General features: G+C 68.1%; 24 protein-coding genes. 20 read left to right on the top strand and 4 right to left on the bottom strand.

Annotated features, from left to right (window positions below; genetic code table 11):
• The first annotated feature begins 58 nt into the window (after positions 1-58).
• Entirely contained in the window at positions 59-487 is a 429-nt protein-coding gene (locus N7573_RS05315) for a BLUF domain-containing protein (protein ID WP_032127425.1), read from the top strand.
• A gap of 3 nt (positions 488-490) precedes the next feature.
• Here the strand turns inward: N7573_RS05315 and N7573_RS05310 are convergent, their stop codons facing one another.
• Positions 491-811, bottom strand: a complete 321-nt coding sequence (locus tag N7573_RS05310) for a metalloregulator ArsR/SmtB family transcription factor (RefSeq protein WP_049398524.1) — start codon at positions 809-811, stop codon at positions 491-493.
• A gap of 86 nt (positions 812-897) precedes the next feature.
• Here N7573_RS05310 and N7573_RS05305 point away from each other — a divergent pair, with 86 nt between their 5' ends.
• The 3 genes from N7573_RS05305 to N7573_RS05295 all read left to right on the top strand — a co-directional run bounded on the left by N7573_RS05305 (position 898) and on the right by N7573_RS05295 (position 2,865).
• Positions 898-1,335 carry a YeeE/YedE thiosulfate transporter family protein gene (locus N7573_RS05305; protein WP_279912092.1) on the top strand — a complete coding sequence of 146 codons (438 nt, stop codon included), beginning with the start codon at positions 898-900 and terminating at the stop codon, positions 1,333-1,335.
• Positions 1,332-1,745, top strand: coding sequence for a DUF6691 family protein (locus N7573_RS05300; protein WP_277779037.1), 414 nt, complete (start codon positions 1,332-1,334; stop codon positions 1,743-1,745). Before N7573_RS05305 ends, N7573_RS05300 begins: the two co-directional genes overlap by 4 nt.
• A gap of 67 nt (positions 1,746-1,812) precedes the next feature.
• Entirely contained in the window at positions 1,813-2,865 is a 1,053-nt protein-coding gene (locus tag N7573_RS05295) for a linear amide C-N hydrolase (protein WP_032127421.1), read from the top strand.
• Here the strand turns inward: N7573_RS05295 and N7573_RS05290 are convergent.
• Positions 2,862-3,641 carry a DUF6491 family protein gene (locus N7573_RS05290; protein WP_279912093.1) on the bottom strand — a complete coding sequence of 260 codons (780 nt, stop codon included), beginning with the start codon at positions 3,639-3,641 and terminating at the stop codon, positions 2,862-2,864. The genes N7573_RS05295 and N7573_RS05290 overlap by 4 nt on opposite strands.
• An 81-nt stretch (positions 3,642-3,722) precedes the next feature.
• Between N7573_RS05290 and N7573_RS05285 the strand changes: the two genes are divergently transcribed.
• Positions 3,723-4,421 carry an AraC family transcriptional regulator gene (locus N7573_RS05285; RefSeq protein WP_180836979.1) on the top strand — a complete coding sequence of 233 codons (699 nt, stop codon included), beginning with the start codon at positions 3,723-3,725 and terminating at the stop codon, positions 4,419-4,421.
• A 160-nt stretch (positions 4,422-4,581) separates the two neighbouring features.
• Positions 4,582-5,532 (top strand): DMT family transporter, encoded by a 951-nt coding sequence (locus N7573_RS05280; protein WP_049462024.1) that lies wholly within the window; start codon positions 4,582-4,584, stop codon positions 5,530-5,532.
• Between the two features lie 9 nt (positions 5,533-5,541).
• Here the strand turns inward: N7573_RS05280 and N7573_RS05275 are convergent, their stop codons facing one another.
• Positions 5,542-5,862: a hypothetical protein gene (locus N7573_RS05275; protein ID WP_162489745.1), complete on the bottom strand. Its 321-nt coding sequence runs from the start codon at positions 5,860-5,862 to the stop codon at positions 5,542-5,544.
• Positions 5,863-5,889: 27 nt separating this feature from the next.
• Between N7573_RS05275 and thrA the strand changes: the two genes are divergently transcribed.
• From thrA to thrC, 3 genes are read left to right on the top strand one after another with little or no spacing between them, the layout of a single operon-like run.
• The gene (gene thrA / locus N7573_RS05270) at positions 5,890-8,394 is read left to right on the top strand and encodes a bifunctional aspartate kinase/homoserine dehydrogenase I (RefSeq protein ID WP_279912095.1); all 2,505 of its coding nucleotides are present in this window, start codon (positions 5,890-5,892) and stop codon (positions 8,392-8,394) included.
• Complete coding sequence (locus N7573_RS05265) at positions 8,391-9,305, top strand: homoserine kinase (protein WP_049462022.1); 915 nt, start codon at positions 8,391-8,393, stop codon at positions 9,303-9,305. The genes thrA and N7573_RS05265 overlap by 4 nt, the downstream gene beginning before the upstream one ends.
• Positions 9,306-9,334: 29 nt before the next feature.
• Positions 9,335-10,621: a threonine synthase gene (gene thrC, locus N7573_RS05260; RefSeq protein ID WP_279943090.1), complete on the top strand. Its 1,287-nt coding sequence runs from the start codon at positions 9,335-9,337 to the stop codon at positions 10,619-10,621.
• Between the two features lie 101 nt (positions 10,622-10,722).
• On the opposite strand, the gene N7573_RS05255 is transcribed toward thrC, so the two are convergent.
• On the bottom strand, positions 10,723-11,475 hold the full coding sequence (locus N7573_RS05255) for a helix-turn-helix domain-containing protein (RefSeq protein WP_032127414.1): 753 nt from the start codon (positions 11,473-11,475) through the stop codon (positions 10,723-10,725).
• 127 nt (positions 11,476-11,602) lie between these two features.
• On the opposite strand from N7573_RS05255, the gene hisS reads away from it, so the two are divergent.
• The 11 genes from hisS to hisIE form a co-directional block, all read left to right on the top strand.
• The gene (hisS, locus tag N7573_RS05250; protein WP_014037003.1) at positions 11,603-13,000 is read left to right on the top strand and encodes a histidine--tRNA ligase; all 1,398 of its coding nucleotides are present in this window, start codon (positions 11,603-11,605) and stop codon (positions 12,998-13,000) included.
• A gap of 26 nt (positions 13,001-13,026) precedes the next feature.
• Entirely contained in the window at positions 13,027-13,293 is a 267-nt protein-coding gene (locus tag N7573_RS05245; RefSeq protein ID WP_279912707.1) for a hypothetical protein, read from the top strand.
• A gap of 410 nt (positions 13,294-13,703) precedes the next feature.
• Positions 13,704-14,012 carry a YerC/YecD family TrpR-related protein gene (locus N7573_RS05240; protein WP_088025802.1) on the top strand — a complete coding sequence of 103 codons (309 nt, stop codon included), beginning with the start codon at positions 13,704-13,706 and terminating at the stop codon, positions 14,010-14,012.
• 34 nt (positions 14,013-14,046) lie between these two features.
• On the top strand, positions 14,047-14,958 hold the full coding sequence (gene hisG / locus N7573_RS05235) for an ATP phosphoribosyltransferase (RefSeq protein WP_279912706.1): 912 nt from the start codon (positions 14,047-14,049) through the stop codon (positions 14,956-14,958).
• Positions 14,955-16,250: a histidinol dehydrogenase gene (hisD, locus tag N7573_RS05230; RefSeq protein WP_279912705.1), complete on the top strand. Its 1,296-nt coding sequence runs from the start codon at positions 14,955-14,957 to the stop codon at positions 16,248-16,250. The genes hisG and hisD overlap by 4 nt, the downstream gene beginning before the upstream one ends.
• Positions 16,247-17,341 (top strand): histidinol-phosphate transaminase, encoded by a 1,095-nt coding sequence (hisC, locus tag N7573_RS05225; RefSeq protein ID WP_279912704.1) that lies wholly within the window; start codon positions 16,247-16,249, stop codon positions 17,339-17,341. The genes hisD and hisC overlap by 4 nt, the downstream gene beginning before the upstream one ends.
• Positions 17,338-18,411 carry a bifunctional histidinol-phosphatase/imidazoleglycerol-phosphate dehydratase HisB gene (hisB, locus tag N7573_RS05220; protein ID WP_279912703.1) on the top strand — a complete coding sequence of 358 codons (1,074 nt, stop codon included), beginning with the start codon at positions 17,338-17,340 and terminating at the stop codon, positions 18,409-18,411. Before hisC ends, hisB begins: the two co-directional genes overlap by 4 nt.
• Complete coding sequence (gene hisH, locus N7573_RS05215) at positions 18,408-19,010, top strand: imidazole glycerol phosphate synthase subunit HisH (protein ID WP_024956882.1); 603 nt, start codon at positions 18,408-18,410, stop codon at positions 19,008-19,010. The genes hisB and hisH overlap by 4 nt, the downstream gene beginning before the upstream one ends.
• Positions 19,007-19,741 (top strand): 1-(5-phosphoribosyl)-5-[(5-phosphoribosylamino)methylideneamino]imidazole-4-carboxamide isomerase, encoded by a 735-nt coding sequence (hisA, locus tag N7573_RS05210; RefSeq protein ID WP_279912702.1) that lies wholly within the window; start codon positions 19,007-19,009, stop codon positions 19,739-19,741. Before hisH ends, hisA begins: the two co-directional genes overlap by 4 nt.
• Positions 19,735-20,511 carry an imidazole glycerol phosphate synthase subunit HisF gene (gene hisF, locus N7573_RS05205; protein ID WP_005409431.1) on the top strand — a complete coding sequence of 259 codons (777 nt, stop codon included), beginning with the start codon at positions 19,735-19,737 and terminating at the stop codon, positions 20,509-20,511. The genes hisA and hisF overlap by 7 nt, the downstream gene beginning before the upstream one ends.
• Positions 20,501-21,114 (top strand): bifunctional phosphoribosyl-AMP cyclohydrolase/phosphoribosyl-ATP diphosphatase HisIE (gene hisIE / locus N7573_RS05200; RefSeq protein WP_279943089.1); only part of this gene is annotated, 614 nt, incomplete at its 3' end. The genes hisF and hisIE, both read left to right, overlap by 11 nt.

Below are 21,114 nucleotides of genomic sequence, written 5' to 3'. Positions count from 1 at the left end.
CTGAGACGGACTCGTCCGCAACTGCTACCGTGGGTGTACATCTTGTCAAGGAAGCACCATGCCACTGCGTGCCATCGCCTACGTCAGCCAGGCGTTGCCGGATCTTTCCGCTGAACGGTTGCAGGCGCTGGTCGACGATGCCGCCCGCTTCAACAAGATGGCGGGCGTGACCGGTGTGCTGCTGCATGACGGCGGGCGATTCCTGCAGTACATCGAGGGGCCGCCGGACGGTATCGATTCGGTGTACGAGCGCATCCTGCAGGCCGGCAGCCATGTCGACATCATCGAGCTGGCGCGCGGCCGCCTGGGCCAGCGTCAGTTTCCGTACTGGTCGATGCGCGCGTTGCCGGTGGATGCAGCACTGCTGCGCCAGCTGTCGGCCAGCGACTGGTCGGGTTTCAGCCGGGCGCTGGAAGGTGATCGTTCGGCGCCGACCCCGGTGGATCTGCTCGACAACGTCGTGCAGCCCGCCCTCCACGCCGGCTGAGCGTCAACGCGAAGTGCCGCCGCAGTAGGCGGCATGCAGCGCCTGCAGCACGCCCAGTGCGGGCCCTTCAATTACGCGGTAGTGGATGGCCTGCGCTTCGCGACGCGTCGCGACGATATCCAGTTCGCGCAACACCGCCAGATGCTGTGACAGCGCTGATGCGCTGAGTCCGGTCAGTGCCTGCAGTTCCGGCACTGGTGCCTCACCTTCGACCAGGCGGCACAGCACGCGCAGGCGCGCAGGATGGGCCAGGCTTTTGAGGAGGGCTGCAGCCTCGGCGGCGTGTTCGGCCATGGCGGCGCTGTCGAGCGGGGTGCGGGCCATGGTTGACCTTTTTGTTTAGAAGTGTCTAATTTAGATAAATCTAAATAAAAGGGCAATCCCATGAGCGGCGTGAAAGAGGGCAGGGCATGAACCTGCCATGGACTGCGGTGGCTGGCGGAGCGCTGATCGGCGCCGCCGCGGTGTTGCTGCTCGCCACTGTAGGGCGCGTGGCGGGTATCAGCGGGATCGCTGCAGGCAGCCTGCGCGCAGCGGAAGGCGAGCGCGGCTGGCGCTGGGCATTCCTGTTGGGGCTGCTCGCAGCAGCGGGGCTGGTGCTGTGGTGGCAGTCGCTGCCCGAGGCCTCGCCACGTGTGCTGCTGCGCGATGCCTTGCCCGCCTGGCAGTTGATCGGCGCCGGCCTGCTGGTGGGCTTCGGCACGCGCCTGGGGAGTGGTTGTACCAGTGGTCATGGCGTCTGTGGCATGGCCCGCGGCTCGAAGCGCTCGCTGCTGGCAGTGCTGGTGTTCATGGCCTGCGCGATGCTGACCACGTTCCTGGTCCGTCACCGCGGAGGCCTGGCATGAGTCGCGCGGTCGTGGCCGCCGCGGTGGCAGGTGCGCTGTTTGGCGCGGGGCTTGCGCTCTCGGGGATGACCGACGCGCGTCGGGTACTCGGCTTCCTCGATGTCGCCGGTGATTTTGATCCGACGTTGATGTGGGTGCTGGCCTCGGCGCTGCTGGTCAGTGCGGTCGGGCAGCGCTGGGTGCTGCGACGCGCGCGTCCCGGGTATGCGGCCCGCTTCCAGCTGCCCACCGCACGTGATGTCGATGCGCGCCTGCTGCTGGGCGCCGCGCTGTTCGGTATCGGCTGGGGATGGGCTGGTTACTGCCCCGGACCGGCCATCGCCGGGCTGGCTGTCGCATCGCGTGAAGCGCTGTGGTTCGTGCCTGCCATGGTGGTGGGCTTCTGGCTGCACGATCGCTTCGTGCGCTGAGGCTTCACCCCTGTGTCACCATGGATCGGGTCAGATCGACGGACCACGGGGAAAGGAGCGTAACGACATGGCACGGATGAAGTGGAAGGGAAAGGCAATGCTGGCCATGGCGCTGGCATCTGCGATCACGCCGGCACTGGCCTGCACGCGTGCAGTGTATCGGGGCGACAACGGCGATGTGATCACTGCGCGCTCGATGGACTGGAAGGTCGATGTGGCGACCAACCTCTACGTGTTGCCGCGTGGCATCGCACGCACCGGCCTGGCCGGTCCGAAATCGCTGGCCTGGACTGCGCGCTACGGCAGCGTGGTGGCCACCGGCTACGACGTGTCGACCACCGATGGCATGAACGAGAAGGGGCTGGTGGCCAACCTGCTGTGGCTGGTGGAATCGGAGTATCCGCAGCAGCGTGGCAACAAGCCGGGACTGGCGATCTCGCTGTGGGCGCAGTATGTGCTGGACAATTTCGCCACCGTGGACGAGGCGGTCGCGGCGCTCAAACGTGAGCCGTACTCGATCGTCACCGACAAGGTGCCGGGCGAAGACCGCCAGGCGACGCTGCACCTGTCGCTGTCCGATGCCACCGGCGACAGCGCCATCGTCGAGTACATCGGCGGTCGCCAGGTGATTCACCATGACCGGCGCTATCAGGTGATGACCAACTCGCCGATCTTCGAGCAGCAGCTGGCCCTCAACAGTTACTGGCAGCAGATCGGTGGCACGGTGATGCTGCCGGGCACCAACCGCTCCGCCGATCGTTTCGCGCGCGCCTCGTTCTACATCAACGCCATTCCCAAGGCCGAAGACCCGGTGGAGGCGCTGGCCAGTGTGTTCAGCGTGATCCGCAATGCGTCGGTGCCGTATGGCATCACCACGCCGGGTGAGCCGAACATCTCATCCACGCGCTGGCGCACGGTGGCTGATCACAAGCGGCGGCTGTACTTCTTCGAGTCGGCGTTGACCCCGAACACCTTCTGGGTCGATCTGAACAAGGTCGATTTCGGCGGCCAGGTGCTCAAGCTCGATCTTGGCAAGGACCAGCGCAACACCTTTGCCGGCGATGCACTGGGCCAGTTCGTGCCCAGCGCACCGTTCACCTTCCTTGGCGTCGACGGTTAGTTCGACGCCTGGCTGGAGGCCGGGTAGACCGCCTGGATCGTGCAGCTGCCGCGGGTGTACTGCGGCAGTGGGGCGATGCTTTCACCGCGCAGATCGTCTGTCTCGAACTCGGCAGTCATGATCCGATCGCCGGGATTGCCACAGATCAGGCCGTTCTGCAGGCCCGAGTGGAAGCTCAGCTGCGGCGCTCGGTCGAGCTGGCGGCAGTGGCTGCCGAGTTCGACCCGGTAGTAGCGGTGGCCGCCATTGCGGCGCGGATTGGTCTCCACCAGCATGCCCTGCGGGTCGGATGACCAGGCACGCACGTTGCGGGTGGCAAAGCAGTACGACGGTGAGCCGCCGAAGCTGCGGCGGATTTCCCTGCGCTCGCGGATGGTCACGGCGGGCAGGGTAGCCGTGCGCAGGCGGTCGCTGTCGCGGGCGACGCTGGCGTAGTCGCGATCCTGCAGCGGGGTGACAGCATTGACGGCGCAGCGGCGGCCGTCGACCACGACGCGTTCGTTGGGGCGACCACAGGCCCAGCCGGCAGGTGCTTCCAGCTTCAGCGAGGTAGCACCGCGGACGCCGGGACAATCTTCGTTGAAGTCGATCCGATATGCCTGACCGGAGGCGGCGCGCAGTGCGATCGAGCGCGGTGATGCCTGCTCCACTTCCTGCACGCCGACCGCGTCCATGCAGTGCGGGGCCGGGGGCGTACGCTCCTGTGCGGAGACCGAAGCTGCGAGCGCCAGGCCGAGGCTGCTGGCAAGCACCAGTGACACCTGCCGATGGGTCATGTCCTGCACTCCCTGCGTTGGATGACGGATCGACTATAGCAGCGGTTTGCACGGCCGTTGCTACACGCGCACACTGCGCGGATGGGCGCCATCTTCCATCTGCGGCACTACGGCCAGGCCACCGGCCTGGATCGCCATGACTACGCGCAATGGGTGCTGCCGCTGCAGGGCGAACTGCACTTCGAGATGGAAGGCCGCGGTGGCCGCCTGGACCTGCTGCAGGGTGTTTTCGTTGCGGCCGGCGAAGCGCATGACCAGATGGCCGATGGTCCGAACGGTTTCGTGATCGTGGATTGTCCTCCCGGCGTGCTTGATGACGGCACGCAGGAGCATCTGTGCCGGCAGCGCTGGCTGCACCTGCCGCATGCGCTGCGACAACGCCTGGCGGGCGTGCAGGACGGGCAGCCGATGCCGGCCCTGCTGCCGCAGCTGCTGCAGGTATTTGCACCGGCCGGCAGTGGCGCGCGCATGCAGGGACTGTGTGCGGCAGTGCAGGCCGATCCGGGCCAGGCGTGGCCAGTGGCGCGCATGGCCGCGTCTGTCGGGGTCAGCGAGAGCCGCTTGCACGCGCTGTTCCAGCGTGAGTTCGGGCTCAGCCCCCAGGCATGGCTCAGTGCATGCCGGTTGCGTTGGGCCAAGCACCAGCTGCGCTCCAGCACGGCGCCGATCAGTGATATTGCGCTGGCCGCAGGCTATTCCGAGCAGAGTGCACTGACCCGCGCGCTGCGCCGTGAGTGTGGGCAGACCCCGGCCGCGTGGCGCAGGAACGCCGGACTGTAGCGTCGAGCCATGCTCGACGGCTTCTGCACCGGCCACCTCGCGAACGGCAGTCGAGCATGGCTCGACGCTACAAAGGCGGGAGGGCAGTAGCCTCGGTCAAGAGCGCCCAGCGGCCAGCGCTTACACTGCGCGGCCTGTTCTCTCCCCCCGAAGAACCCGAATGCGCAACAACCCGATGGCCCTGGGCATCGCCAATGGCGTTGCCGCTGGCGCGCTGTGGGGCGTGGTCTTCCTCGCGCCCGCCGTGCTGCAGTCGTTCAATGCCCTGCAACTGTCGGCCGGCCGCTATCTGGTCTACGGTCTGATCGCCGTAGCCCTGCTGCTGCCGCGCTGGAAGCGGCTGGCACCACGGCTGGGCCGCGCCGAGTGGATCGGCCTGTTGTGGCTGAGCCTGGCCGGGAACCTGGTGTATTTCCTGCTGCTGGCGACGGCGGTGCAGTGGGCTGGCGGTGCGGCGGCGTCCTTGATTGTCGGCCTGATTCCGGTGGTAGTGACCCTGGTCGGTGTGCGCGAGCAGGGCGCGGTGCCGCTGAAGCAGCTGCTGCCGGCACTGGGCCTGTGCGTGCTGGGCGTGGCACTGGTTGGCTGGGAAGCACTGATGTCTGAGCACCTCGCGACACCGTGGCGGCAGCGCCTGATCGGCCTGCTGTGCGCGTTCGGCGCGCTGTTTTCGTGGGCGTTGTACTCGATCGGCAACAGCCGCTGGCTGGCGCGCCGACCGGATCTGTCCAGCCACGACTGGTCGCTGCTGACTGGCGTCACCACCGGCGGCCTGGCTCTACTGCTGGTGCCGATGGCCTTCATCGGCCACACCGGCGGGCACACGGCGGCGCAGTGGAGTGGTTTCTGGGCGATCAGCGCGGGTGTGGCGGTGGTCGCCTCGATCCTTGGCAATGCGTTCTGGAACCGTGCCAGCCGCCTGCTGCCGCTGACCCTGACCGGCCAGATGATCGTGTTCGAGACCCTGTTCGCGTTGCTCTACGCATTCGCCTGGCAGCAGCGCTGGCCCTCGCTGCTCGAAGCGCTGGCGATCGTGTTCCTGGTGGCCGGCGTGATGCTGTGCGCGCATGCGCATCGCACGCCCCGCGCGATCGCCGAACATGCTGGCTGAATGCGGCCGTCAAGCATACTGATGGCCGCTTTGTCTCAGATGCAACCAAATGCCGGCACGTTGGCCGATGATCGCGGCAACGACTTTTTGCACCGCAGCACTTGACAGCGGCCCGGCGCACGGTGTTTTCTGTGCGTCATGGTTCTTGATGCCGCCCACGCCAGCCTGATCGCCCCCGCTACTGCGGGCCGTTCGACTGCGCCGGTCGCCACCACCACCATTACCACCACCACCGTCACCACTGCCCTGGTGCGGCCCGTCGTCTTCGTGTAACTCCCGAAAACCACGGCCCCGCACCATACAGGTGGCGGGGAAACTCGACACCTGCATGCGACGGGGCCTCCTACCGAGGTCTGCATGTCTTCCCACGCCCCCGCTCATCCCGTTGCCCCGGCCGATCTGGCTGCACCGTCCATCGTCGTGCACAAGTTCGGCGGCACCTCGGTGGCCGATGCCGAACGCTACCGCCATGTTGCCGGCCTGCTGCTGGCCCGCCCCGAATCGCTGCAGGTCACTGTCGTCTCGGCGATGAAGGGCGTCACCGACGCACTGATCGATCTGGCCCAGCTGGCAGCCAAGGGAGACGAAGGCTGGCGCGAGGCCTGGCATGCGCTGCGCGCGCGCCACCGTGGTGCCGCCGTGGCCCTGCTGGGCGAGCAGGTGGGCGAGACCGTTGAATGGATCGACGCCCGCTTCGATCAACTGGCCGACGTGCTGGCGGCGTTGGCGGTGATCGGCGAGCTGCCACGCGAAGTACTCGACCGCGTGCAGGGCCTGGGCGAAGTGTTTTCCGCGCAGCTGCTCGGCACGCACCTGCAGGCGCTGGGCGCAGACTGTGCAGTGCTGGATGCGCGCGACGTACTGGTGGTGGGGCATGGCGAACTGGGCGTGGATGTCGACTGGGAAGCCAGTGCCGACCGCCTCGCCAAGTGGCGCCTGCAGCATCCGCAGCCACGCCTGGTCGCCACCGGCTTCGTCGCCCGTGACCGTCATGACCGCATCACCACGCTCGGCCGCAACGGCAGCGATTACTCCGGCGCGATCTTCGCCGCGCTGTTCAACGCCGATGAACTGCACATCTGGACCGATGTCGACGGCGTGCTGTCGGCCGACCCGCGGCTGGTGCCCGAGGCGGTGCAGTTGGAGTCGCTGAGCTACGACGAGGCCTGCGAGCTGGCTTACTTCGGCGCCAAGGTGGTGCACCCGCAGACGATGTCGCCGGCGATCCGCCTCGGCCTGCCGATCTTCATCCGCAATACCTTCCAGCCGGCGCATCCGGGGACGCGCATCAGTGCCGAGCGCTCGCCGCGTGGGCCGGTGAAGGGCCTGACCCTGAGCCCCGGCTTGGCCCTGCTGAACCTGGAAGGCACCGGTCTGATCGGCGTGCCGGGCACTGCAGAGCGCGTATTCGCCGCCCTGCGCCAGGCGCAGGTGTCGGTGGTGATGATCTCGCAGGGGTCGTCGGAACATTCGATCTGCTGTGTGGTGCGTGCTGCTGAAGCCGGCCGTGGCCGCGAGGCACTGCTGCACGCGTTCGCGCATGAGCTGTCGGTGGGCCAGGTGCAACGCGTGCAGGTCAGTGAGGGCGTCAGCGTGCTGGCTGCGGTCGGTGACGGCATGGCCGGCCAGCCCGGTGTGGCCGCACGTCTGTTCGAGGCGCTGGGCCGTGCGCAGGTGAACATCCTGGCGATCGCGCAGGGCTCGTCCGAGCGCAACATTTCGGTGGCGGTGGACAGTGCCGATGCCACCCGCGCCTTGCGCGCTGCACATGCCGGCTTCTGGCTGTCGCCGCAGACCTTTGCGGTCGGTGTGATCGGGCCGGGCAACGTCGGTGCCGCACTGCTGGACCAGCTGCTGGCCGCACGCCCGCAGCTGCTGGCCAAGGCCAATGTGGATCTGCGCCTGCGCGCGCTGGCTTCGCGTTCGCGCATGCGCCTGGAAGTGGATGGCCTGCACGCCGACTGGCGGGAGGCCTTGCAGGAAGCAGGTGAGTCCAGCGATCTGGATCGTTTCACCGAGCACCTGCTGGCCGCCCACCTGCCGCATGCGGTTGTGATCGACTGCAGTGGCAGTGCTGAGGTGGCCGAGCGTTATGAGGGCTGGCTGGCGGCCGGCATCCACGTGGTCACCCCCAACAAACAGGCCGGCGCCGGGCCGCTGCCACGTTACCAGCGCATCCGTGCTGCAGCGGCGGCCAGTGGGGCGCGTTTCCGCTACGAGGCCACGGTCGGCGCAGGCCTGCCGGTGATCACCACGCTGCGTGATCTGGTCGATACCGGTGACGAGGTGCTGGCGATTGAAGGCATCTTCTCCGGCACGCTGGCCTGGCTGTTCAACCGCTTCGATGGCATCCAGCCGTTCTCGCAGCTGGTCGCGCAGGCGCGGTCGATGGGCTACACCGAGCCGGACCCGCGCGATGATCTTTCGGGTGTGGATGTGGCGCGCAAGCTGGTGATCCTCGCCCGTGAAGCCGGCCACGCGCTCAGCCTGGAACAGGTACAGGTGGAAAGCCTTGTGCCGGCGCTGCTGCGCGAGGGCAGCGTGGATGACTTCATGGCGCGGCTGGGCGAGTCCGACGCCAGCCTGCTGCAGCGCCTGCAGGATGCGCGGGCGCGGGGGGCGGTGCTGCGCTATGTGGCACGGCTGGGTGCCGACGGCGCCTCGGTCGGCCTGCAGGAACTGCCGGCCGATCATGCCTTCGCCAACCTGCGGCTGACCGACAACGTGGTCCAGTTCCGTACCCGCCGTTACTGCGACAACCCGCTGGTGGTGCAGGGGCCGGGCGCCGGCCCGGAAGTCACCGCGGCGGGTGTGTTTGCCGACCTGCTGCGGGTCGCGGCCGGTGAAGGAGCGCGCCTGTGATCGCACGTGCGTTCGCGCCTGCCTCGGTGGCCAACGTGGCGGTGGGCTTCGATATTCTCGGCCATGCCATTGCCGGCATTGGCGATACCGTGAGCGTGCGCCGCATCGATGAGCCGCTGGTGCGCATCGAGGCGATCCGCGGCAGTGCCATTGAGTTGCCGCTGGATGCGGCTGGAAACACTGCGGGTGCAGCGTTGATGTCGCTGCGCGCAGGGCTGGGCCTGGACTTCGGTTTCGCGGTGGAGATCGACAAGGGCATTCCGTTCGGTTCCGGCATGGGCGGTTCGGCAGCGTCGAGTGTTGCGGCGCTGGTCGCCGCCAACGCGCTGCTGGATGTGCCGCTGTCGCGCGAGGCGTTGTATCCGTTTGCGCTGGATGGCGAGGCGGTGGCCAGTGGTGGCCGCCACGGTGACAACGTGGGGCCGCTGCTGCTGGGTGGTCTTGCGCTGTGCACGGCCGATCGGCTGCTGCCGATTCCAGTGCCGGCTACCTGGCACAGCCTGTTGGTGCATCCGCACGCGGTGCTGGAAACGCGCCGCGCACGCCAGGCGCTGCAGGGCAGCTATGCGCTGGGCGAGTTCGTGGCGCAGAGCGCGAACCTCGCGCTGGTGCTCAGTGGCTGCCATCGCAGCGATGCCGCACTGGTGCGCGCGGGACTGCGCGACGTGCTGGTGGAGCCGCGCCGGGCCGGATTGATTGCCGGCTTCGAAGCTGCCCGTGATGCGGCGCTGTCGGCCAATGCAATGGGTGCAGGCATCTCCGGTGCCGGACCCAGCGTGTTCGCCTGGTTCGAGGATGCCGACCAGGCGCGTGCCGCCGCCACACCGGTGCAGGCGGCATTCGCCGCCGCAGGTTTTGACAGCGATGCCTGGGTGTCGCCGCTGGATGCACCGGGAGCCCGCTTGTGCTGAATCCTTCCCCTCTACTGGATACCGAACCCATGCAATTTGTTTCGACCCGCGGCCAGTCTCCGGCCGTTGGCCTCAGCGCGGCGATCGCCGCCGGATTGGCGCCTGATGGTGGGCTGTACGTTCCGCAGATGCTGCCGGCGCCACGCGAGCTGCAGGCCGGGGCGACGCTGGCCGATACCGCCGCCGATCTGCTGATGCCGTTCTTTGCTGGCGACGCGCTGGAGTCTGCACTGCCATCGATCTGCCGCGAGGCGTTCGACTTTCCGGTACCGCTGCGCCCGCTGGGCGACGGTGACCATGTGCTGGAGCTGTTCCATGGGCCGACGGCGGCGTTCAAGGACATCGGCGCGCGCTTCCTGGCCGGTACGCTGTCGCGGCTGCAGGCCGGCAAGGACCGCGATCTGACGATCGTCGTCGCCACCTCCGGCGATACAGGTGCTGCCGTTGCGGCGGCGTTCCATCGCCGGCCCGGCGTGCGCGTGGTGGTGCTGTATCCGGATGGCCGCGTATCTCCGCGCCAGGCGCATCAGCTCGGTTGTTTCGGCGACAACATCCAGGCCCTGCGTGTGGCGGGTGCGTTCGACGATTGCCAGGCGATGGTCAAGCAGGCGCTGGCTGATCGCGAACTGCAGGCGCAGGTGCCGTTGAGCTCGGCCAACAGCATCAGCCTGGGCCGACTGCTACCGCAGATGAGCTATTACGCGCATGCGGCGTTGAGCCACTACGCGGCGCATCGTCGCCGGCTCAACCTGGTGGTGCCGACCGGCAACCTGGGCAATGCGATGGCGGCCGTGCTGGCGCGCGCGCTGGGTGTGCCGATCGGCCAGATCGTGCTGGCCACCAATGCCAATGCCGTTCTGCCGGCGTACTTCAATGGTGGCGACTACCAGCCGCAGGCCAGTGTGGCGACGGTGGCCAATGCAATGGACGTGGGTGCGCCGAGCAACTTCGAGCGACTGCGCTGGCTCTACCACGGCGACGACGCGGAACTGCGTGCTGCGTTCCGTGCGTTCGCGGTGGATGACGTGACCATCCGCGCGACGATTGCGGCAGCGCATGCCAGCCGCGGCGAGCTGTTCTGCCCGCACACGGCGACCGCGGTGAAGGTGCTGCAGGACCTGCGTGCGCGTGGTGCGAAGGGCGACTGGGCGGTGGTGGCCACGGCGCATCCGGCCAAGTTCGAGGCCGTGGTCGAGCCGCTGATCGGCGAAGCGGTGGCGGTGCCGCCTGCGCTGGATGCGTTGCTGCAGCGACCGGCGCACGCCGAACCGTTGGCGGCCGATTACGCGGCATTGCGTGAGGTACTGCTGCGCTGAGCGGAGAGGGACGCGGTTGCCGGCCAGCGGCCGGCACTACCCGTGCTGCGTTATCTGGTAGTGCCGGCCGCTGGCCGGCAACCCCATGAACCGCGATGCGGTCAGATCAACCCTTCACCGGCCAGCGTACGCAGCCCATCCTCGTCGAGGATCTCCACCACGTTCAGGTGGGGCAGGGCGATCAACCCCTGCTGGCGCAGCTTGGTGAAGGTACGGCTGACCGTTTCCATGGTCAGGCCCAGATGGTCGGCGATATCGCCGCGGCCCATCGGCAGCGATACGCGCAGGCCGTCGCCGCCCAGCTTGGCCTCGCGCGCGGCCAGGCGCAGCAGGAAATCGGCCAGCTTCTCGGCCGGCTGCAGGCGCGCCAGTGCCAGCGCGGCATCCTGTGCGGCATCCAGCTCCTGGCAGGCACGTTGCAGCAGCTTGCGCTCCAGGTGCGGGAAACGGCTGCGCAGGGCCTTCATCTGTGGCAGCGCGACGCGGCAGACGCGGCTGTCGGCGATGGCCTCGATGTCGTAGCGATGGTGGTCGCTGCCGCTCAGGCCCAGATAGTCGCCGGGCAGCACGAAGCCGTTGATCTGACGGCGGCCGTCGGCCAGGGTGCGCACCAGGCGAAGTGCGCCGCCGGTCAATGTATAGACATGGTCGCGCTCTTCGCCGGTGCGGGCCAGCGTGCTGCCCATGCTGACCTGCTGCGAGACGGTGACCTGCTCCAACGCCTGCACTTCATCGGGCGACAGCGCCGAGCACACCGCAAGGTGGCGAACCGAGCAGTGCAGGCAGTCCAGCGTGGTGCAGGACGGCGAGGCGGGATCGTTGGTGGCGGGCGGAGCGCCGGAAGGCCGTGACATGTTGCGGGGGGCGTATCGCGGGCGGGGAGGGCCTTATGATACTTCAAGCGGCCGTTCGACCCTGCCCGTGGCGGGGGCGCTAGAATGTCGCCCCCTCCCACGTCCCGTTCCAGCAGGAGTTCCGCCCGTGATCAAGCCCCGTACCCCGCCCGGCACCCTTGAACTGCTGCCGCGCGAGCAGATTGCGTTCCAGCGCATGCTGGACGTCATCCGCCGCAACTACGAGCGCTTCGGGTTCCTGCCGGTGGAGACGCCGGTGTTCGAGCTGTCCGACGTGCTGCTGACCAAGTCCGGTGGCGAGACCGAGCGCCAGGTGTACTTCGTGCAGTCCACCGGGGCGCTGGCGAACGCGGCCGAGTCGGGCGATCGCTCGCTGCCGGAAATGGCGCTGCGCTTCGACCTGACCGTACCGCTGGCGCGCTACGTGGCCGAGCACGAACACGAACTGACCTTCCCGTTCCGCCGCTACCAGATGCAGCGCGTCTACCGCGGCGAGCGCGCCCAGCGCGGCCGTTTCCGCGAGTTCTACCAGTGCGACATCGACGTGATCGGCAAGGACAGCCTGAGCGTGCGTTACGACGCTGAAGTGCTGGCGGTCATCCATGCGGTGTTCTCGGAACTGCGCATCGGTGACTTCAGCATCCAGCTGAACAACCGCAAGCTGATGCGCGGCTTCTTTGAAAGCCTGGGTGTGGCCGAGGGTGAGCGCCAGCTGGCGGTGCTGCGCGAAGTGGACAAGCTGGACAAGCGCGGCGCCGACTACGTGCGCGAGACGTTGGTGGGCGAGGGCTTCAACATCCCGGCAGAACAGGTCGAGAAGATCCTGGCGTTCGTCGCCGTGCGTTCGCAGGGCCATGCCGATGCGCTGGCGCAGCTGGCCACGCTGGAAGCCGACGCCGGTTCTTCGGAGATCCTGCGTACCGGCGTCGCCGAACTGCGCGAAGTGCTGCAGCTGGTGCAGGCGCTGGGCGTGCCGGAAACCGCGTATTGCCTGAACTTCTCCATTGCGCGCGGCCTGGATTACTACACCGGTACCGTCTACGAGACCACGCTGACCGACCACCCGCAGATCGGCTCGATCTGCTCGGGCGGCCGTTACGAAGACCTGGCCAGCCACTACAGCAAGTCCAAGCTGCCGGGTGTGGGTATCTCCATCGGCCTGTCGCGCTTGTTCTGGCAACTGCGCGAGGCCGGCCTGATCGACGGCATCGAAGCCAGCAGCGTGCAGGCGCTGGTGGCGCTGATGGACGAGCAGGGCATGCCGCAGTCGCTGGACATTGCCCGCCGCCTGCGTGCCGGTGGCATCAACACCGAAGTGCAGATGGAGCCGAAGAAGATCGGCAAGCAGTTCCAGTACGCGGCCAAGGCCGGCATCCGCTTCGTGGTGCTGGCGGGTGAGGATGAACTGGCGCGCGGTGTGGTTGCGGTGAAGGACCTGCTGCGCGAGCAGCAGTTCGAAGTGTCGCGCGACGAACTGGCCAGCACCCTGCTGGTGGAGCTGGAGCAGTCCAAGGCGATGGTGTGAAGCCTGCCGCCGCAGGAGTGCTGAGCGTGCTCCTGCTGGCGGGCTGCCAGAGTGACCCGGTGCTGCGCAGCACGCGGATCGGGCTGGCGCAGTACCGGCTGGCGGTTGATCGCTGCCATGCGATCGACCGCGCACAGCTGGAGGACGATCTGCAGGCCCTGGCCTCGCGGACGTGCCGGGCGGGAGCGGGGGCGTTGGAAAACGTTCAGTTCCGGCCGAGCCGGCAGGGCAGCCTGTTTGGCGAATGCCTGCGGCGCGGCGCGCTGCAGGCGGAGGTGCGCTGCCTGCCCTGAGTCGGGCCAGGTTGTTGATTTGAAAGCAGAACGCCCACCCTTTGGTGGGCGTTCTGCGTTTCTGGACGAAGCGCAGTCGAGCATGGCTCGACTCCACAAAAGCCGTTCTCGATCACTTTCCCAGCGAGATCCAGCAGATCGCGGCCAACTGTCGAAGGCGGGGAGGGTCCGGTGGCAGGGGTGTGAGCGGCATGGATGCCGCGACCAAGCCCCCATGGATGGGTTAACGGCGTCCCCTGCCACCGGACCCTCCCCGCCAACGCTCAGCAAATCAGCATTTGCTTTTGCTCTGGCTCTTGGCGGGTGCAGGGCAGCAGCCCTGCCGCCCCCTCAATCCTCGATTTGACGCACTGTGCAAGAATGCGCTAATGTACTAATGCGCTATTACATTGATGCATGGAAACGACCCCGTGAAAGCCCGCCCCGAAATTGCCGCCAAAGACCCGAAGGCCGACCTGGAAGCCCTGGCCCAAGCCTTTGCCGCCCTGCGCGAGCCGGAACAGGTCGAAGCCTTCCTGCGTGATCTGTGCACCCCGGCCGAGCTGGAAGCCATGGCCGACCGCTGGAAAGTGGTGCCGCTGCTGCAGCAGGGCGTGCCGTACCGCGAGATCCACGAGCGCACCGGCGTCAGCGTGACCACCACCGGACGGGTGGCACGCACGCTCGAGCATGGCCATCGAGGCTATGCCGCCGCCATCGACCGCCTTGCTTCGCGCTGATCCGCGCCCCGTTCCGAACTTCGAGACCTCCCCCATGAGTGCAACCCAGGCAGCGCCGGCACGAGACCGGTTGCGTATCGCCATCCAGAAGAGTGGCCGGCTGGCCGAACCCGCGCGCAACCTGCTCAGCGCCTGCGGCCTGAGCTGGCGCGAGAGCCGCGACAAGCTGTTCTGCTACGGCGAATCGCTGCCGGTGGACCTGCTGCTGGTGCGCGACGACGACATCCCCGGCCTGATCGCCGACGGCGTCTGCGATCTCGGCATCGTCGGCCGCAATGAGCTGGACGAACAGGCCGCCGCGCGGCGCCAGATCGGTCTGCCGGATGCCTACCAGGCGTTGCGCGGGCTGGGCTTCGGCCAGTGCCGGCTGATGCTGGCGGTGCCCGAGGAATGGCAGTGGCAGGGTCCGGCGCAGCTGGCCGGCACCCGCATCGCCACCAGCTACCCGGCCATCCTCAAGCAGTGGCTGGCCGATCAGGGCGTGGACGCACAGGTGGTCGAGCTGTCCGGTTCGGTGGAAATCGCCCCGCGCCTGGGCACCGCCGACCTGATCTGCGATCTGGTCTCCAGCGGCGCCACCCTGCGCGCCAACCAGCTGACCCCGGTGCACAACCTGCTCGACAGCGAGGCGGTGCTGGCCGGCGCGGTGCGCGTGCCGGATGACGCACGTGCATCGCTGCGCGCGATGCTGCTGCGCCGCCTCGACGGCGTGGTGCAGCGGCAGGACCGCAAGCTCCTGATGTTCCGCGCCAGCGAGGATCGCGTCGACGCGCTGGCACAGCTGCTGGCCGATGCCGAGCCGCTGGTGCGGTTGCCGGCCGATGGCGGCGCGCTGCGCCTGCTGACCATGTGCCCCGGCCCGTTGAGCTGGCAGCGCATGGAGGAACTCGAGCGTGCGGGTGCGCAGGGCCTGATGGTACTGAGCGTGGAGCGGTCGCTGGCATGAACCGTCTGATCTGGTCCCGACTTGATGAGGCCGCGCGCAGCGCGGCATTGACCCGCCCGGTGCAGACCGTGGCGCAGCAGACCCGTGACGCGGTGGCGGCCCTGATTGCACAGGTGCGCGCGCAGGGCGACGACGCATTGCGTGCGATTACTGCACGTTTCGACCGTGTCGAGCTGGCCTCGTTTGAAGTTTCCGAAGCCGAATTCGCCGCTGCCGAAGCCGCTGTGCCCGCCGAACTGCGACAGGCGATGGTCGAAGCCGCCGAACGCATCGCGCGCTTCCACGCCGCTGGCATGGGCAAAGGCTATGCAGTTGAAACCGCGCCGGGCGTGGTCTGCGAACGCATGTTGCGTCCGATCGGCCGGGTGGGCCTGTATGTGCCGGCGGGCAGCGCGCCGTTGCCGTCCACCGCGTTGATGCTGGGCGTTCCGGCGCAGCTGGCCGGCTGCCCGCAGGTGGTGCTGTGCACGCCGCCGCGCGCCGATGGCAGCGCCGATCCGGCGGTGCTGGTAGCCGCGCGCCTGACCGGCGTGCAGCGCGTGTTCAAGCTGGGTGGTGCGCAGGCGATCGCCGCGATGGCCTATGGCACGGCCAGCATTCCGGCTTGTGACAAGCTGTTTGGGCCCGGCAACAGCTTCGTCACCGAAGCCAAGCAGCAGGTCGCACAGGATGGCGCCGCCGCCATCGACATGCCGGCTGGTCCCTCCGAAGTACTGGTGATCGCCGATGCCGGCGCCAATCCGGCGTTCGTTGCCGCCGACCTGCTGTCGCAGGCCGAGCACGGCCCGGATTCGCAGGTGCTGCTGCTGACCGACGATGCCGCGATGCTGGCGGCGGTCGAGGCAGAGGTGGAGCGCCAGGTGGCCCTGCTGCCGCGCCAGCAGATCGCGCGACAGGCGTTGTCGGCGTCGCGGCTGATCCAGGTCGATTCGCTGGACGAGGCCTTCGCGATCAGCAACCGCTATGCGCCCGAGCACCTGATCCTGGCCCTGCGCGATCCGCGCGCGTGGCTGGACAAGGTGCAGGCGGCCGGCTCGGTGTTTCTGGGCGATTACACCCCCGAAGCGCTGGGCGACTACTGCAGCGGCACCAATCACGTGCTGCCCACTGCGGGTGCCGCGCGCGCCTACAGCGGTGTCAGCGTGGCCAGCTTCCAGAACCTGATCAGCGTGCAGAGCGCCAGCGCTGCAGGGTTGGCGGCAATCGGCAGCTGCGCACGCATCATCGCCAGCGCCGAAGGGCTGGATGCGCATGAGCGTGCGGTTGCGCTTCGCATGGAGGCGGCGGCATGAACGCGGATATCGATGATGTGCTGGCGCTGGTGCGCCCCGATCTGCAGGCCTTTGCCGGCTACAGTTCGGCGCGCAGCGCGGCGGTGCAGGGCGAGGTCTGGTTGAACGCCAACGAGTCGGCCTGGGCCAATCCGGCTGATGCGGCGGGCAACAGCCGGCGCTATCCGGAACCGCAGCCGCTGGCGTTGCGCGAGGGCCTGGCGGCGCTGTACGGCGTGACGCCGCCGCAGCTGCTGATCGGCCGTGGCAGCGACGAAGCCATTGATCTGCTGGTGCGTGCCCTGTGCGTGCCGGGCCGCGATGGCGTGCTGGTCACGCCGCCGGTGTTTGGCATGTACGCGGTCTGCGCGCGCCTGCAGGGCGCCGCACTGATTGAAGTGCCGCTGGTGGATGCCGAAGACGGCCTGCGCGCTGATCTGGATGCTGTGATCGATACGGCCAAGTCGCGCAACGCCAAGCTGGTGTTCCTGTGCGCACCGTCAAACCCGGCTGGCAGTGACATCGCCCTGGACGAGATCGAGCGCGTGGCCACTGCTCTGCGTGGGCAGGCGCTGGTGGTGGTGGACGAGGCTTATGTCGAGTACGCGCAGCGCCCGTCGGCGACCACGTTGCTGGCCACGCACGCCAATCTGGCAGTGCTGCGCACGTTGTCGAAGGCGCACGCACTTGCGGCCGCGCGCATCGGCACCCTGATCGCCGCGCCGGAACTGATTGCCGTACTGCGGCGCTGCCAGGCGCCGTACCCGGTGCCGACCCCGTGCGCCGAGCTGGCCGTGCAGGCGCTGCAGCCGGCCGCACTGGCACGTACCGCCGAGCGCGTGACCACGGTCATCGCCGAGCGCGAACGCCTGTTCGCTGCGCTGCCGGGCCTGCCTGGCGTTCGTCGCGTGTACCGCTCGTCCGGCAACTACCTGCTGGTCCGCTTCGCTGATGCGCAGGCAGCGTTCGACACCTTGCTGGATGCCGGTGTGGTGGTGCGCGACCAGCGCGCCGCGCCGCAGCTGGGTGATGCACTGCGCATCAGTATCGGCAGCCCCGAAGAGAATGACCGCGTGCTTGCGGCTCTGTCGGCGCGGAGGGCCGCAGCATGACACCGATCCTGTTCATCGACCGCGACGGCACCCTCATTGAAGAACCGGCCGACTTCCAGATCGATGCTTACGAGAAACTGCGCTTCGTGCCACAGGTGATCCCGGCGCTGCTGAAACTGCGCGATGCCGGCTACCAGTTCGTGATCGTCACCAACCAGGACGGACTGGGCAGCGAGAGCTACCCGCGCGCCAGTTTCGACGGCCCCAACGACCTGATGCTGCAGATCTTCGAAAGCCAGGGCATCACCTTCCGTGACGTGCTGATCGACTGCAGCTGGCCGCAGGACAACGCGCCGACCCGCAAGCCGGGCATCGGCTTGATGACAGGCTACCTGCAGGACCGTAGCATCGACTGGGTGCGCTCGGGCATGGTTGGTGACCGCATCACCGACCTGCAGTTCGCCGACAACCTCAACATTCGTGGTTTCCAGCTGCGTACTGAACAGTTCGGTGGCGAGTGGGACTGGCCGAGCATCGCCCACGCACTGGCCGACGCGCCACGCACCGCGGTGGTCCAGCGCAACACCAAGGAGACGAAGATCCGCGTTGAACTGGATCTGGACCGTGCCGGTGATGCGCGCATCGCCACCGGACTGCCGTTCTTCGACCACATGCTGGAACAGATCGGCAAGCACGGCGGGTTCGCGCTGGACATCCAGGCCGAGGGCGACCTGCACATCGACGAGCACCACACCATCGAGGACACCGGGCTGGCGCTGGGTCAGGCCCTGCGCGAGGCGCTGGGCGACAAGCGCGGCATCGGCCGTTACGGCTTCACCCTGCCGATGGACGAGACCCTGGCCAGCGCCGCGTTGGATTTCAGCGGTCGCCCGTACTTCGTGTTCGAGGGCGAGTTCAAGCGTGAGCGGGTGGGCGACATGCCGACCGAGCTGGTGCCGCACTTCTTCCGTTCGCTGTGCGACGCCAGCGGCCTGAACCTCAACCTGCAGGTGCGCGGCGACAACGACCACCACAAGGTCGAGGCCTGCTTCAAGGCACTGGCGCGCGCGCTGCGCCCGGCATTGGCCCGCCAGGGCACGGCACTGCCGAGCACCAAGGGGGCGCTGTGAGCGACGTTGCGCTGATCGACGCCGGCGGTGCCAACCTGGGCTCGGTGCGCTACGCATTGGAGCGCCTGGGCGCGACGGTGCGGCTGGTGCGCGATGCGGACGGTCTGGTCGGTGCGCAGCGGGTGATCCTGCCCGGCGTCGGCGCCGCTGGTCCCGGCATGCAGCGCCTGCATGCGCAGGGCCTGGTGGAACCGCTGCAGCGACTGGAGGTGCCGCTGATGGGCATCTGCCTGGGCATGCAGCTGCTGTTCGAGCGGTCCGAGGAGGCCGGCGTCGAAACACTGGGATTGATTCCGGGCGTGGTGCGCAAGCTGGTACCGGCCTGTGGCATCCGTGTGCCGCACATGGGCTGGAACCGCCTGCTCCCGCTGCGCGAATCGCTGCTTCTGCGGGGTGTGCCGGAGCGCGCCAGCGCCTACTTCGTACACAGCTATGCGGCGCCGCTCAATACCCACACCGTCGCCGCCTGTGACCACGGCGGCCTGTTCACCGCCGTGGTCGAGCAGGGGCGTTACTACGGCGCGCAGTTCCATCCCGAGCGCTCCGGCGAGACCGGCTCGCTGATGCTGCGCAACTTCCTCGAGGGCACTGCTGCATGAGTTTCATCGTCTACCCCGCGCTGGATATCCGCGATGGCCGCGTGGTGCGGCTGCGCCAGGGCGATTATGCGCAGGAAACCTCATATGGCGACGATCCGCTGCCGCGCGCACACGCCTTCGCCGCACAGGGCGCGCAATGGATGCATCTGGTCGACCTGGACGCCGCACGTGCCGGTGGCTACACGCTGGCACCGCTGCTGGCGTCGATCCGCGCGCAGACCACGCTGCAGGTGCAGACCGGTGGTGGCGTGCGTGGCCGTGACGATGTGGCGCGCATCCTCGATGCCGGCGCCGGCCGCGTGGTGGTGGGTTCGCTGGCAGTCCGTCGCCCCGACGAAGTGGTCGGCTGGCTGGAGGAGTTCGGCGCCGGGCGCATCACCATTGCGCTGGATGCCCGCCAGGATGCCCAGGGCCAATGGCAGCTGCCGGTGCACGGCTGGACCGAGAATGCCGGCGTGACCCTGGATGACCTGGCCCAGCGTTATGCGCGTGCCGGCATGCGCCACCTGTTGTGCACCGACATCGCCCGCGACGGCATGCTGGCCGGGCCCAACATCAGCCTCTACCAGCACCTGTCGGCGCTGCTGCCGGGCGTGGCGGTGCAGGCCTCCGGTGGCATCCGTGACGTGGCCGATGTGGCCGAGGCGCGTGCTGCCGGCTGCGGCGGTGCCATCCTCGGCAAGGCCCTGCTGGAGCAGCACATGGACCTGGGCGAGGCGCTGGCATGTTGAGCCGCCGCATCATTCCGTGCCTGGACGTGCGCGATGGCCGCGTGGTCAAGGGCGTACGCTTCCGCGATCACGTCGACATGGGCGACATCGCCGAGTTGGCACAGCGCTACCGCGACCAGGGGGCGGACGAGCTGGTGTTCTATGACATCGGCGCCAGCCCCGAGGCGCGTTCAGTCGACGTCGCCTGGATCGAGCGCATCGCACGCCTGATCGATATTCCGTTCTGCGTGGCCGGTGGCATCGACAGCGTGGAAACCGCGCGCCGCGTGCTGTTCGCCGGTGCCGACAAGGTGTCGATCAACTCGCCGGCGCTGGGTCGCCCGGAGCTGATCACCGAGCTGGCAGACGAGTTCGGCGTGCAGTGCGTGGTGGTCGGTGTCGATTCGGTGCGCGAGGCGGATGGCCAGTGGCGGGTACGCCGCTTCAGTGGCGACCCGGACAAGACCCAGGCGGTGCCGCTGCGCACGCTGGACTGGATTGTCGAAGCACAACGGCGTGGCGCTGGCGAGATCGTGCTGAACTGCATGGACAGCGATGGTGTACGCCGTGGCTACGATGTCGTGCAGCTGCAGCAGGCGCGGGCCCTGTGCCAGGTGCCGCTGATCGCCTCGGGCGGTGCCGGCGCGATGGAGCACTTCGCCGAGGCCTTCGACCAGGCCGACGTCGACGGCGCGTTGGCGGCCAGTGTGTTCCACAGCGGCGCCATCGCCATTCCGGAATTGAAGCGCTACCTGCGCGGGCAGCAGATCGAGGTGCGGGATGTCTATTGAAGTGAGGCCGTCGCTGGATGCGCTGCAGGCGCTGGACTGGGGCAAGGGCGACGGCCTGCTGCCGGCGGTGGTGCAGGATGCCGACACCCTGCAGGTGCTGATGCTGGGCTATGTCAGCGCCGAATCGCTGGCTGCCACGCTGGCCATCGGCCACATGACCTTCTTCAGCCGCAGCAAGCAGCGGTTGTGGACCAAGGGCGAGCAGTCCGGCAACGTGCTGGTGGTGCAGTCGATCAGCGTCGACTGCGATGCCGATACGCTGCTGGTGATGGCGCGCCCGGCCGGGCCGACCTGCCACACCGGTGCCGAGAGCTGTTTCGACCAGGCGCCGAAGGATTTCCTGGGCGGGCTGGGCCAGCTGGTGGCGATGCGTGAGGCACAGCGCCCGCCGGGCAGCTACACCACCAGCCTGTTCGAGGGCGGCATCCGCCGCATCGCGCAGAAGGTGGGCGAGGAGGGCGTGGAGACCGCATTGGCCGCCGTGGCGCAGGATGACGAGGCGTTGCTGGGCGAGGCCTCGGACCTGCTGTACCACCTGCTGGTGCTGCTGCGCGCGCGCGGGTTGTCGCTGGATGATGCGCGGGCGGTGCTGGAAAAGCGCCA

It is taken from the genome of Stenotrophomonas sp. GD04054, assembly GCF_029836955.1.
GTDB classification, from domain to species: Bacteria; Pseudomonadota; Gammaproteobacteria; order Xanthomonadales; family Xanthomonadaceae; genus Stenotrophomonas; species Stenotrophomonas maltophilia_A.
This window is presented reverse-complemented; position numbering and strand designations above follow the sequence as displayed.